This is a genomic window from Leeuwenhoekiella nanhaiensis, from assembly GCF_002744755.1.
GTDB classification, from domain to species: domain Bacteria; phylum Bacteroidota; class Bacteroidia; order Flavobacteriales; family Flavobacteriaceae; genus Leeuwenhoekiella; species Leeuwenhoekiella nanhaiensis.
In genome coordinates this window covers 12,147-26,167 of the sequence record NZ_KZ319290.1, presented here as the reverse complement: position 1 = coordinate 26,167, position 14,021 = coordinate 12,147, and the positions used below count along the sequence as shown (strand labels likewise).

General features: G+C 43.3%; 9 protein-coding genes and 1 tRNA gene. 4 read left to right on the top strand and 6 right to left on the bottom strand.

Annotation, left to right across the window (positions count from 1 at the left end; translation table 11 throughout):
* Nucleotides 1-21: 21 nt before the first annotated feature.
* From CJ305_RS08915 to porU, 5 genes are all read right to left on the bottom strand, one after another.
* Nucleotides 22-1,716 (bottom strand): pyruvate dehydrogenase complex dihydrolipoamide acetyltransferase, encoded by a 1,695-nt coding sequence (locus CJ305_RS08915; protein WP_099645926.1) that lies wholly within the window; start codon nt 1,714-1,716, stop codon nt 22-24.
* A 3-nt stretch (nt 1,717-1,719) separates the two neighbouring features.
* Nucleotides 1,720-2,721, bottom strand: a complete 1,002-nt coding sequence (pdhA, locus tag CJ305_RS08910; RefSeq protein WP_099645925.1) for a pyruvate dehydrogenase (acetyl-transferring) E1 component subunit alpha — start codon at nt 2,719-2,721, stop codon at nt 1,720-1,722.
* Between the two features lie 161 nt (nt 2,722-2,882).
* Nucleotides 2,883-3,368 (bottom strand): cytidine deaminase, encoded by a 486-nt coding sequence (locus CJ305_RS08905; protein WP_189319417.1) that lies wholly within the window; start codon nt 3,366-3,368, stop codon nt 2,883-2,885.
* Nucleotides 3,369-3,371: 3 nt separating this feature from the next.
* Nucleotides 3,372-4,544 carry a type IX secretion system outer membrane channel protein PorV gene (gene porV / locus CJ305_RS08900; protein ID WP_099645924.1) on the bottom strand — a complete coding sequence of 391 codons (1,173 nt, stop codon included), beginning with the start codon at nt 4,542-4,544 and terminating at the stop codon, nt 3,372-3,374.
* A 38-nt stretch (nt 4,545-4,582) separates the two neighbouring features.
* The gene (gene porU, locus CJ305_RS08895; RefSeq protein ID WP_223248844.1) at nt 4,583-8,437 is read right to left on the bottom strand and encodes a type IX secretion system sortase PorU; all 3,855 of its coding nucleotides are present in this window, start codon (nt 8,435-8,437) and stop codon (nt 4,583-4,585) included.
* 202 nt (nt 8,438-8,639) lie between these two features.
* On the opposite strand from porU, the gene gldJ reads away from it, so the two are divergent.
* Both gldJ and CJ305_RS08885 read left to right on the top strand, forming a co-directional pair.
* On the top strand, nt 8,640-10,334 hold the full coding sequence (gene gldJ / locus CJ305_RS08890; protein WP_099645922.1) for a gliding motility lipoprotein GldJ: 1,695 nt from the start codon (nt 8,640-8,642) through the stop codon (nt 10,332-10,334).
* Between the two features lie 66 nt (nt 10,335-10,400).
* Nucleotides 10,401-11,693: a UDP-N-acetylmuramoyl-tripeptide--D-alanyl-D-alanine ligase gene (locus CJ305_RS08885; RefSeq protein ID WP_099645921.1), complete on the top strand. Its 1,293-nt coding sequence runs from the start codon at nt 10,401-10,403 to the stop codon at nt 11,691-11,693.
* Nucleotides 11,694-11,920: 227 nt separating this feature from the next.
* On the opposite strand, the gene CJ305_RS08880 is transcribed toward CJ305_RS08885, so the two are convergent.
* A tRNA-Val gene (locus CJ305_RS08880) sits at nt 11,921-11,998 on the bottom strand.
* Nucleotides 11,999-12,147: 149 nt separating this feature from the next.
* Between CJ305_RS08880 and CJ305_RS08875 the strand changes: the two genes are divergently transcribed.
* Together CJ305_RS08875 and CJ305_RS08870 are read left to right on the top strand one after the other, a co-directional pair.
* On the top strand, nt 12,148-13,083 hold the full coding sequence (locus CJ305_RS08875; RefSeq protein WP_099645920.1) for a sugar phosphate isomerase/epimerase family protein: 936 nt from the start codon (nt 12,148-12,150) through the stop codon (nt 13,081-13,083).
* 56 nt (nt 13,084-13,139) lie between these two features.
* The gene (locus CJ305_RS08870; protein ID WP_099645919.1) at nt 13,140-13,922 is read left to right on the top strand and encodes an Fpg/Nei family DNA glycosylase; all 783 of its coding nucleotides are present in this window, start codon (nt 13,140-13,142) and stop codon (nt 13,920-13,922) included.
* The last annotated feature ends 99 nt before the right edge of the window (nt 13,923-14,021 follow it).

Below are 14,021 nucleotides of genomic sequence, written 5' to 3'. Positions count from 1 at the left end.
AGTATAAAAATTACATCGTGATTAAGCCAGCATCAATACCGGATTCTCGATGTAGGTTTTCAACGTTTGTAAAAACTGTGCTCCGGTCGCACCATCAATAGTACGGTGGTCACACGCCATTGACAAGGTCATCGTATTACCAACCACAATCTGACCGTTTTTAACCACAGGCTTTTCAATAATCGCACCTACAGACAGAATAGCTGAGTTAGGCTGGTTGATAATTGAAGTAAAGTTTGTGATTCCAAACATTCCCAGGTTAGAAATGGTAAAGGTACTACCCTGCATTTCTTCGGGCTTAAGTTTCTTGTTACGGGCTTTACCGGCAAGTTCTTTAACCTCAGCGTTGATTTGCTGTAAGGACTTCTCATTTGCAAATTCAACCACAGGCACAACTAGTCCGTCTGGCACAGCAACAGCCACCCCGATGTGTACGTGGTGATTGAGACGCATCTTGTCGTCAAACCACTGTGAATTCACCTGTGGATGTTGTTTCAAAGCAATTGCAACTGCTTTGATGATCATATCGTTAAATGAAACTTTAGTATCGGGAAGTTGATTAAACTGACTGCGGAAAGCTATCATATTCTCCATATCAAACTCCACGTTCAGATAGTAATGCGGGGCCGTAAATTTAGATTTACCTAAAGACTTGGCAATCGCTTTACGCATTTGAGAGTTGTTTACATCCTCATAGCTTTCTTCACCGGTAGCAACAAATTGCTGTACACCACCACCTGAAGCTGCAGGAGTATAATTCTCAATATCTTTGCGCACCACGCGGCCGTTCTCACCACTACCTGAAACTTTGCCCAGGTCAATACCTTTTTCTTCTGCTAATTTTTTAGCCAAAGGCGAAGCAAAAATACGCCCGTCACTTGAAGAAGTATTTGCAGGTTTACTTTCCTGCTTTTTAGGCTCTTCTTTTTTCTTGGGCTCTTCCTTTTTAGGTTCGGCTTTAGCCGATTTTTCTTCTTTCTTAGGAGCTTCTTCTTTTTTAGCAGCCTGTTTTTTAGAACCGCCAGATTTCGCACCATCAATCACTCCGGAAACATCTGTTCCCTCCGGGCCAATAATAGCCAAAAGTGAATCTACTTTTGCAGTCTCGCCTTCCTGAATACCAATATGAAGTAGGGTTCCCTTATAGAATGACTCAAACTCCATCGTAGCCTTATCAGTCTCGATCTCAGCAAGGATATCTCCTTCTTCTACTTGATCTCCTTCCTTTTTCAACCAGGAAGCCACAGTACCTTCTTCCATGGTGTCGCTTAAGCGCGGCATGGTAACCACCTCAACACCTTCCGGCACTTCTGAGCTACTACCAGAGTCCTCTGCAGCATCGTCATCTGAATCTTCGGAAGAGTCATCTGAATCCTCTTCATTCTCGTCAGCGTCAGCATCATCGTCAGAATCTTCTGATTTTTCATCATCAGAACCCGAGTCTGAACTTCCGTCAAGAAGACCCGAAATATCTTCGCCTTCGTCACCAATAATGGCAAGCAAGGCATCAACCTTTGCGGTTTCTCCTTCCTGTATTCCTATATGTAACAGTGTTCCCTCATAGAACGATTCAAACTCCATCGTGGCTTTGTCTGTCTCAATCTCTGCAAGGATATCACCTTCTTCTACTTTATCTCCTTTTTTCTTTAGCCAGGATGCAACGGTTCCTTCTTCCATTGTATCGCTAAGGCGGGGCATCTTAATTACTTCTGCCATGATTTATTCAGGTTTATGTGCTAAAAATGGATAGTCTTCCTGCTCGTAAACTACATCATACATAATGTTAGTTTCGGGGAATTCGCTCTCATCAGCAAATTTTTCGCACTCGGCAACACGTTTTTTAACGCGCTTGTCAATTGCTTTTAATTCTTCTTCGGTAGCATATTTTTTCTCTAACAAAATATCCTTAACCTGAGTGATCGGGTCAATTTTCTGATACTCTGCCACCTCATCTTTTGTTCGGTATTTTTGAGCATCACTCATCGAGTGACCTCTGTATCGGTAGGTCTTCAATTCTAAGAACGTAGGACCGTCTCCTCTGCGCGCACGGGCAATAGCTTCATCAAAAGCTTCAGCCACCGCAACCGGATTCATCGCATCAACAGGACCGCAAGGCATCTCATAACCTAAGCCCAGTTTCCAGATATCCTCGTGGTTTGCAGTACGTTTTACCGAAGTTCCCATCGCATAACCGTTGTTTTCAACACAGAAAACCACAGGCAATTTCCAGTTCATCGCCATGTTAAAGGTCTCGTGAAGTGAACCCTGACGCGCAGCACCATCACCAAAAAAGGTAAGGGTTACCGCATCTCTCTTGAAATACTTATCTCCAAAAGCAAGACCGGCTCCTAGTGGAATCTGCCCACCTACGATACCGTGACCTCCATAAAAGCGGTGCTCTTTTGAGAAAATATGCATAGAACCACCCAATCCCATTGAAGTTCCGGTTTTTTTACCATAAAGCTCAGCCATTACACGTTTGGGATCTTCTCCCATACCTATAGGCTGCACGTGGTTACGGTAAGCCGTGATCATCTTATCTTTGGTAAGGTCCATCGCGTGCAGTGCTCCTGCCAATATTGCTTCCTGACCGTTATACAGGTGCAGGAATCCGCGAACTTTCTGCTGAATATAAACTTGTGCTAACTTATCTTCAAACTTGCGCCAGAAGGACATCTCCTCATACCAGTTCAGGTATACTTCTTTTGTGATTTCTTTCATTAATAATGGGTTTATCTATACCTCTGCTGTTTAAAACAACGAACCACAAAAATAGTATTTTCAAAAGGAAGTGAGAAAGGCTTTGGGCGAAAAAATAACCTAAACTAATGCCCGGCAGGACATTGAAACAAATCAAGCGAAAGCAGGATTTTATTGTGAAATTAGAGGAATTTCTGCGTAAATAATAAAGGAAGTAAATTTTCTACGGAAGAACTCTTTAAAATAGGTCCGCTACCACCCCTAAAATAGACAGCAATAGGTCTGGCTTGTTTCACTTCATACTCGGCAAGCGCCTGTCTGCAAGCCCCGCAAGGCGGAATAGGCACCGCTGTTTCTTTCGCTTTGGCTTTCGCAGAAATAGCCATCATCACAATCTCCTCATTGGGATAGTTTGCACCGGCGTAATAAACTGCGGTGCGCTCTGCACATAAGCCTGAAGGATAGGCTGCGTTTTCCTGATTATTCCCTTTGATGATTTTACCATTGGCAAGCAAAAGTGCCGCACCCACGTGAAAATTGGAATAAGGTGCATAGGCAGCTTCGCGGGCTTCAACGGCAGCTAACAATAAATCCTGAGCATCCTGAGGAAGTTCTTCAGGATTCTCAAAACGCTCTAGGTTTAGCTCGATTTTTAGTGATTTACTCAAATTCTAATATTCAGAATATTCTTCTCCAAAAGAGAATGTTAGTCCCACACGCAAGGTGTTTTCTAAGGGATTTCGCACCTGTGAGGTCGAAAAAAGATAAGACACATCAACATCAATAGAGGTGTATTTAAAACCAAGACCCAGAGTTGCAAACTTACGCGCTCCTTTTAAATCGCTTTCATTAAAATACCCCATTCTAAAGGCAAAGACATCATCATATTTGTACTCTGCCCCTAAAGACCAGGTAACTTCTTTTAATTCTTCACTGAATCCATTGGGTGCATCGCCAAAAGACTGAAACATACCTTCCAGAAACCCGATGCGCTGGTATTCTTCAGCATCAGTACCATCAATAACCCCGTCATTATTAAAATCCTGCGGAGAAGGCACCAATAACTTGTTAAACTCAAGCCCAACCCCAATCACGTTGTAGGGATCGAGGATAAAGTCAAAACCACCGCCAAGTCTCAGGTTTGTAGGCAAAAAGTTTTCCTGACCGGCCTCGTCGTATTTTATTTTCGGACCAATGTTTGAAATATTGAAACCACCACGCCAGCGCCCGTCAAAGTCGTTGTAGGTGATTTGTTCAGACTGATAAAACCCTGCGATATCTACACCTATAGAACCCGCAGCACTCGCATCTTCATCACTCACCTGAAGTTTTAAATCACTGCGCAGATAGCGCCCGGTAACAGACATCGCAAAACGATCCCCTAAGCGTAAAGCATACGATACATCTAAAGTGAATTCGTTAGGACTCGCAACAAGAGCATTCTCCAGCTCCCCCTGACTTGGGTTGGGATTGGTTATGATATCTATATCTCCCAGACTAAAGTAACGCAGGCTTCCCGCAAATGCGCTACGATCATTAATGCGATTATAATAGGTCACCTGACCTAAAAAAATGTCATCTACGATTTGACTCAAATACGGAGTATAACTAAATCCCACCCCCTGCTGCCGCTCTATAAAAGCGAACTTAGCAGGATTCCACTGTTGGGAATACGCATCAGGCCGGGTCGCAACCCCCTGATCTCCCAAACCGGCTGCTCTGGGATCAGCAGCAATAGCCAAAAAAGGAACCCCCGTAGTGATGGGTCTACCTTCTACTTCCTGAGCAAATACCGATACCTGTAACGTGGAAAAAAAACCTAGCGCGAGTAAAAATTTATTCATTGAATAAGGCGTATGTTGACAAATATATATTTTAAAGCTTACAGAACAACTAACTTCTCAAACTTTTCAACTTTCTTATTCGTTAACGTAGATTTAACGGTTATCTTATATACATAGACCCCTTTTCCTATTTTTTGTCCAAAATCATCTAATCCGTCCCAGGTTATGTCCCGCGATAAAAAGCCCGTGGTCGTAACCAGCTGATTGATGGTTTTAACCACCTTGCCGGTCACCGTAAAGATTTGAACCTGCACTTCAAGCGGCTCAAAAGGGCGGTTGTGATTAAACCAAAACTCGGTATAATTGACAAAAGGATTGGGATAATTTAATACGTTTTCAAGTTTGAGCTCCTGATCACCGGCAACCACAAACTGCAAGTCTGCGGTTGACGAATTATTATAAGTATCCCAGGCGATTACCGTCACCGTGTGCAAACCCGGCTCCAGATCACGCAGTGTTCGCAAAGCCTTACCAATATTGAAATTATCGGTGTCGCTTTCGTAGAAATCGTTTAGAATGATCGGGTTTTCCTCATCACCATCGAGTATCGCAATCAGATCGTGACCTATACCTCCGGCCGTATTTATTCCGTTTTCGTCTTCTAGCTTTACCAAAAGCGTAGGCGACGAATTGGTAATCCCACCATTAACGAAACTCTCGTCGTTCATATAGAGCTCAATTAAGGGCCCCTGATTGTCTTCGGGAGCATTTTCATTCAATCCCCCCACCAGAATACGCTGATCTGCACCCGCCTGATCTTCAAAAAACCCATCCCGACGGCTGTAAAAATTCACCCTTCCATTACCTAATGGAATGGCAGCATCTTTGGGCACCACAAATTCCAGATCAAAATTTCCATCTGTAACTTTTGCCTGCCCGCGATACAACATTGGACCCAACTCTTTAAAGTCGAGAATCAGCAATTCCCCGTTCGCACCTCTTGTACCATCATTTCCCAGAGTCTGACGGTCAACGTACTTATCATAAACCGTAGCAGAAAGATCCCCTTCATAACCTGTAATACGCTGCCCCGAAAGATCTACTACTTCCCCGCTCAGCTTGATTCGGCTAAGCGCTTTCAGCGTATCTACCGGCTGATTTAGCGGCACATCATTGATCGCGGTAAGTCTTACGCTGGGCTTGGCGAAGCCCAATTTCATCGCCGGGTCCCCTATAAAGAAAATTACGCGGCGGTTGTCGTCATTGATTTGGTTTTTAGTCTCCCGCAGATTTTCGGCCACACTTTTAATTGTGTTTGTGCCAAAAGAAAACAGATTTGACGCCAGTTTTTCATTGAAGGTAACTCCAAGGCGTACCGAAATTTCACGGGTTGTAGCCACCAGACCTACTGCGCCACCGTTGGCATTCCAAAACAGAGACTCGCCCGCTGCTTCCCTATTTGGATTATCAAAACGCGTAAACTCACAGGTTACGGTCACAATCAACGGCAAGCGCTCGCTATTGTTGAGATTTTCGGCGTTCTGTCTTGTGAAAATAAATTCGGAAGCCAGGGTGTTTTCGCCACCGTGCCCCAAATAGGTCATCACTAAAGCCCCTACCTCAAGCGCATCGGCTATGGCTTTATTCACTTCGGGATAGCGGTCACCTCCGGCTGAAGCCTCCTGACGGAAACTATCGCTGTGTATTTTTTTGACGTTTATAAAAGGTTTTTCCTGCTGAATCTGGTCACCCAGGGCATCAATCGTCGACTCGAGCTCCCTAAATTCCCAGGCTACATCAACGTCATCTGAGATGAGCACAAAATTATTACGCCAGCGACCCAAAGAAGAAGGCTGATCGTAGCTGATTATTTTGCTCACAACCTGGTCTGCAAGCTGCGGACTGTCTGCCAGAATACGCCCTACAGCCAAATCTAGCCTATCAAAACCCCCATTACCGGCAGGGCTGTTATCTTCAATAATTCCTTCATCCGGATCTAAAGACCCGTAAAAATCGTCGCTCATATAAGATTGTGCCGGCGAAAAACTCTGATAGGTATTGAATGTTGGGACGATGTTGTTGTTATTAGCAATTCGGTCTTTGTAGTCAAATGAGGTGTCGCCAAATAAACACAGGTATTGCAATCTACTCTCACCCTGTCCGGTGTTTTCATAAACATAACGCGCCAGATTACGTATCGCACCAACATCCTGTTTGCCCGAACTGAACTCGTTATAGATTTCATCAAGAGTCACGACAGCGACATTCAAACCTCTGAAGTTTCGGTTATGCGCTGCGAGTCTTTCTGCCTGAGGTCGCAAGGTTTCAGAGGTTATCATCAAATAATCTACTCCGCCATTCGCCAGAATAGTTCCTTTTAGATTTTGATTAGCAATCAGTGCATTCTTGTTTTCGCGAAGCGGAATGAAAAAATCATCATCACGAACGGCCAGATAGGTGCGCAAACTGCCCATTTGCGCTTTAAAAGAAAGTTGATTGGCGTTTTCAATATTTGAAACCGAAGCAATTGCACCGCGATTTGTAACATCCCAAATCTCCGTATATCCCGATGCATTGCTCAACGTATATTGACCTACACCCGTTGTATTTTGCGAAATGCTGTTGCTGAATTTAAACTGCCCACCGGTACCTTCAAGACGGCGGGTTGCCTCGATCGCCACAAAATCAAGGTAGCCCTCGCTCGACGGATTGCCATTGTTGGAATAACTCAATTGCACCCTAAGTTCATCACCCGTAACCGTCAAAGCAGGATCTGAGGTGTTCAAAAAACTGTCATAGTCAGCCCCGCGAGCCAACTGAGACTCGTTAATGGGTAAAAGATTTAGGGTTCGCACCGGGTTACCGTTCAGGTTGACTGCAAAAGAAGTTTGCGATTCAGATATTGCAGCTACATAAACCCGAAGTTCTACAGGCTCAGTCACTACCCTGTTGGGAAACGAAAATGAAAAAGATTGCTCGGCCTCAATATCAAAACGCTCCCCAAACCAGCGCCGGCCCAGATTCAGAAGGTTTTCACGGTCGCGCTCGTGAAATTGATAATCCTGAAAGGTCGTGATTGTTACATTGGGAGTGGCTTCCGGCTGCTGCATACCATTAATGCGCGTTCCGGGGCCACCGTTTGCGGTAATAAAATAATAGGATTTATCGTCATATAAGTTGATGTGCGTTAAACTTTCAGCATTGAACTGCCGCGTGCTTTCGCCATAAAACAACACGTAATCATCATTATCAAAGCTTCCATCTTCTTCGCCTACAACCTTAATGGCATTTTCTACCGGGTCAAAAATCGTATTATCGCGATTGCGAAGTGGCAGCATTGCCCCGCCGTTACCATAAATTTTAAGGTTTCGGGGATCAATACGGCTTACATCCATACCCAAATCCCTAAGAAAATCCCGGGTAATTTTAAAGACTCCGGTAGTATCTACATAAAACTTATAAAAACTCCCGGAAGCTAAGATAGAATTCTCAATGCGAGAAGTTTTGGTTGGGCTACGATTGACGTTTGCTTCAGAAAAATCGAGTTCAAAAGAACGGATTCGCTTCAAAACCCCATTTTGATTTACAATAGGCGAAAGACTGAATTCTAAAGCATTCACTCCCCGTGTGACCGAGTTTTGATAATAAAAATCGGGTTCAGATTTTAATGCACGCGCATCCAAATCGAACAATTGGCCGCGGCTAATCACCTCGTACTCCACATTTTTTAACTGAACTCGAGTTGCCGCAGTACGGGTATTTAACCTGTGCTTATAATGCAATCCCAAAACATGATGATAGCTAAAATAATCTGCTTCAAAACCCGGAACACGCACCGACCTGGCGGTAGTACCTACCTGTACAGGTTCACCCCAGTTGATGGTATAGCGGTTTTGCTGAGCCGGAAGCCACTGACAGAGTACTAAAAGAAAAAGCGAAATCTTTATTTTCAAATTCTCAAAGGATTTGTGGATTGCAAAGCTAATACAACCTAAATGAACGCCTTTTATACTAAACCGTATTAAACTGCGTTTTAGTATCCTAACTAAAAGTAACATATCATCTTGTTATGCGTTGCATAAGTGATTATTTTATTGCAATTTGGGCCCTTTAATAGTATATTGCAGTCCCAAATTTTCTTAAAGGTTTTAGAATATGAACAAAAATCTTGTGTTTAGAACGATAGTTTTAAGCTTTTCAACCCTACTTCTGATTGGCTGTAGCAACAACGGCAGGAACTATAAGAATAGTTCGCGTGCCACCGGCTGGAGCATCAATGACAAAAACGGTGGCTTTCAGGCCAATACCGATTACAAAGAACAAGAGGCTGCTCCCGGTTTGATTTTTATCGAAGGGGGTACATTTACTATGGGACGCGTACAAGACGATGTGATGCATGATTGGAATAATACTCCAACTCAGCAACACGTTCAGTCGTTTTATATGGATGAAACTGAGGTAACCAATCTGATGTATTTGGAATACCTTGACTACCTTAAAAAGGTTTTCCCTCCTGAACAAGCCAATTACCGAAACATCTATTACGGCGCTTTACCAGACACTCTGGTTTGGAGAAACAGACTTGGTTTTAATGAAACCATGACCGAAAACTACCTGCGCCACCCTGCCTATGCGTATTACCCTGTTGTCGGGGTAAGCTGGATTCAGGCTGTTGAATTTGGAAACTGGAGAACAAACCGCTATAACGAGCACGTTCTTGAACAAGAGGGCTACACCCAAAAAGGAGCAAAATATAACGTAGACGCTGAGTCTACTTTTGATACCTACACCTATTTACAGGCGCCAAGTCTAACTTACGGAGGCCAGGATGACGTGATTCGCGGTGGAAAGGCTTCTGAGCGTCGCGAAAAAGCCAATACACCAAAAGCTTCTACGGATAATCCTGGAGGTGGTGAAGCAAAGGATATTTATGTTCAAATGAAAGATGGTATCATTTCAACTACCAAATACCGTCTTCCTACCGAAGCCGAATGGGAATATGCTGCTTTAGGTCTTGTAGGTCTTAGAGAATATAATGTTTACCGGGGTAGAAAGAAATATCCGTGGGATGGTGCATATACCCGCTCTGGGGATCGTAAAACCCGTGGGGATCAATTAGCAAACTTCAAGCAGGGTGATGGTGATTATGGTGGTATCGCAGGCTGGTCTGACGACAATGCTGATATTACAGCAGAGATTAAATCCTATGCACCTAATGATTTTGGTCTTTATGATATGGCAGGGAACGTTTCTGAGTGGGTTGCTGATGTTTACAGACCTATTGTAGATGATGAGTTTAACGACTTTAACTACTATAGGGGTAACGTCTACACCAAAAATGCAATCAACGACGACGGTACAGTAAAAGTACTTACCACCGAAGATATCGTTTATGACACGCTTGAAAACGGGAAAATCGTAGCGCGCAACCTTCCGGGAGAAATTCTTCAGGTTCCTGTTGACGACAACGAAACCTATTTGAGAACACAATTCTCTGAAAGCGACAACCGGAACTTTAGAGATGGGGACAAGCAATCTACCCGTTACTATCAGAGTTTTTCAGACACAGACAATCCTAATGATCGTATGTATGATTCTCCAATCAACAAGATCTCTGCCGGTGAAGATGGCTTGACCAAAGAATACGATAAGGCAAATGACCGTACTACCCTTATCGATGACGAGGTACGTGTTTACAAAGGAGGATCCTGGAGAGATCGTGAATACTGGCTAGATCCTGCACAACGCAGATATTTACCACAAACGATGGCTACAGATGATATTGGGTTTAGAAATGCGATGTCACGTGTAGGTTCAAAATCTACCAAAAACAAAACTCCACGTAACTAAAATTTATCAAGTAATTAATTCAACGCCCTCTGCCTGCAAAGCATAGGGCGTTTTTTATGCACAGCTATGAACATTCAGGAAATTCATAAACAGTTTTTAGAAAGCAGCGGCGTAAGCACAGATACCCGCAAAATCAAAAAAGACTCTTTGTTTTTTGCGCTTAAGGGCGAAAACTTTAACGGCAACAGCTTTGCTCAGGAAGCCTTGAATAAAGGCGCTAAACTAGCCGTTGTAGACGAAAGTGAATATGCTACAACAGACCGAATCATTCTGGTAAAAGACGTCTTGAAAACGCTTCAGGAACTGGCTTACACACACAGAAAATATTTGAACATACCCATTGTAGCCCTAACCGGTAGCAATGGCAAAACCACCACCAAAGAACTGATTAACGCCGTACTTTCTAAAAAGTTTAAAACAGTTGCCACACAAGGCAACCTCAACAACCATATAGGCGTACCACTTACCCTTTTGTCCATGTCTTCAGATACCGAACTTGGAATTGTTGAGATGGGCGCTAATCATCAGGGCGAAATACAAAGTCTGTGTGAAATTGCCACTCCTGATTATGGATACATCACTAATTTTGGTAAGGCGCATCTGGAAGGCTTTGGGGGTGTTGAGGGAGTAATCAAGGGAAAAAGCGAATTGTACCTGCATCTTATAGGTCACAAAGGTTCACTTATTTTAAACCTTGACGATCCCATTCAGCATAAACGAGTAGGCAGTACGCACACCTATACGTTTGGCAAAATCCCCGAAGCGGATCTGGCAATAACCTACGCGCTGGCAGAACCTTTCGCCCATATCAAATTTGGAGATACAATTGTTGAAAGCAATCTGATAGGTCAGTATAACGAGGTTAATCTTGCGGCTGCGGCAGCCTTTGGCAGTTTATTTAAAATCGAGTCTTCCGCCATTAAAGAAGCGCTTGAAAGTTACATTCCTTCAAACAACCGCTCACAACTTATTAAGAATAAGAATCAGACGATTATTCTTGATGCGTATAATGCCAACCCCAGTAGTATGGAAGCGGCCCTGCGCAATCTTGCCACCACACATTCCAGCTATAGACTGGCTATTCTGGGCGATATGTTTGAATTGGGGGAAGCAGCTGCGGCAGAGCATCAGTTTATCGCAAACCTTGCGGAACAATTCAATATTGATCAAATAATTCTGGTTGGCGCTAATTTTAGCAAGACCCAAAATGAAGCATTATGCTTTAAGTCTACGGAAGAATTACTGGAAAAAGGCCTGCCCGAAGCCGTACAGTCTAAGCTAAGTGACGCTACGACTTTAGTAAAAGGTTCTCGCGGAATGGCTCTTGAACGAATCCTGAATCTACTGGAAATAAAATGAGCCTATAAGGCCCCTATTCCTTATAGACTCATTGTAAACGGTCAAATAATTAAATTTAACCCCTTTAGTCATTATTTCACCCATGACTTTGTTCACATTGTAAATGTACAAGCAATTACCTCTGATGTAAATACCCGATGTCGGGTATATTTGATGCAAAATGCGTTAATTCCTTGTTAATGCACTTAAAATCAAAAAGCGGTACTGAAATTCAGTACCGCTTTTTTTGGTGGGACATACTGGATTCGAACCAGTGACTTCCACGTTGTCGACGTGACACTCTGAACCAACTGAGTTAATGTCCCAAGGTGGGCAAAGCTAATCAAGTCTGACATTATTCTCAAACTTTTTAAAGCAGAAAAATCTGAAATATTCACTTCACTAAATTCAGATTCTTTCAAAGTGGCTTTGATGAAATTGACTATTTTTAAGGTCTTACTAAAATTTATCTGATATGAACAACCCTATAAGTTTACACGCCCGCCACTTTGTTCTGGCGTTTCTTTTAACCTCAATTGCGCTTGTCTCTTGCGGAGAAAAGAAAAAAGACCAGCAGACAGACGGTACTGTTGCTGCTGACACCCTTGAAACACCAACTGCTCAGTTTGGCGGACTCGCCCTGTACACCGTGCGTGACGCGATGGGTGAAGATGCCAAAACCACACTCAAAACTGTTGCCGAAGATGGATACCTAAACATTGAAGCTGCTGGTTACAACGAAGGCATGTTTTATGGAATGAGTCCGGCTGATTTTGCAGCCTATCTCGAGGAGGTCAATTTAAAACCTATTAGCACCCATCAGGGAAGTGTTACGCTTGATAATGCAGACCAAATGATCGCTGATGTAAAAGCCGCAGGCTTTACCTATTTTGTGGTCCCGGTACCTCCAATGGGGATGTTTACCTACGATGCCGAAACCCAAACAATGGGAATGACCGGTACTGTTGAAGAATTGACTTCAATCCTGAATACACTTGGTGAAAAATGCAAGGCAGCCGGTTTACAGTTGCTTTATCACAATCACGACTTTGAATACAAGCCCAATGCTGATGGGGTTACACCTATTGACTATATGCTTGAGAACACCAATCCTGAGCTGGTAAACTTTCAGATGGATTTGTTTTGGGTAACCAAAGCCGGCGCAGACCCCATCGCCTATTTTGAGAAATACCCCGGCAGATTCAAGCTTTGGCACGTAAAGGATATGGATGCAGAGGGACGCTTTGCCCCGGTTGGTGAAGGCAGTATTGATTTTGCCCGTATTCTGGCAGAAAAGGAGGCATCCGGAATGCAATACTATTTTGTAGAGCAGGATATGACCTTTAACCACACGCCGCTTGAAGCGATTAAAATAAGCCACAAAGCGCTCGAAGAAATCGGATTCAAATAATAAAACTACCCCCGTACTAAGCTTACGGGGGTTTTTAGTTAAACCCTTTTTTGATTATGCCTGAATTACCCGAAGTACACGGTTACAAAGTCTACATAGACAGTACCAGTCTGCACAAAAAAATCACTGCTCTAGATTGCCGCGATAAACGCCTGTTGAAAAAACCTTTAGTAGATTTTGAAAACGCGCTTTTGGGCGAAAGCTTAACCGAAACCGTACGTATAGGCAAGTATTTATTTCTAAAAACCACCGGACCAAAAATTCTGATCATGCACTTTGGCATGACCGGAAGACCTAATTATTATAAAGATCCGGACGACCGACCCCGATTTGGGCATATTGTTCTCACCTTTGAAAACGGCTTTCATTTAGCCTTTGAAAACAAACGGAAATTTGGTTGGTGGGAACTTGTCGACGACATTGAAGACTATCGCAAAGAAACAAATTTGAGTAAAGACGCCCGAGAATTGAGTCTTGAGGAATTTAAAGAGGCTCTTGCTACCCGAAAAACCGATATAAAGAAGGTACTTCTTGATCAAAGTGTGAGCGCAGGGGTAGGCAATTGGATGGCTGATGAAATCCTGTATCAGGCGCAAATGCATCCCAAACACAAAGTTAAGGATCTAACAGAAGCTCAAATCAAAAGCATCTACGATGCGATGAAGCACATCATCGAGACGGCTATAGAACACGATGCCCACTACGCAGACTTTCCGGAAGACTTTTTAATTCACAACCGAAAAGAAGGCGCGACCTGCTACCACACCGGTGTAGAAATCGAAAAAATAAAAGTGGGAGGCCGTTCGACCTACTTTTCGCCCAAATGGCAAAAGCTTTAAAAAAAGAAGCAATCCGGTATTCTGAAAGCTTGTAAAAAAGTCTATAAAAAAAAGGGCTTCACATAATTGTGAAGCCTTTTTGCTAGTAGCGGGAACTGC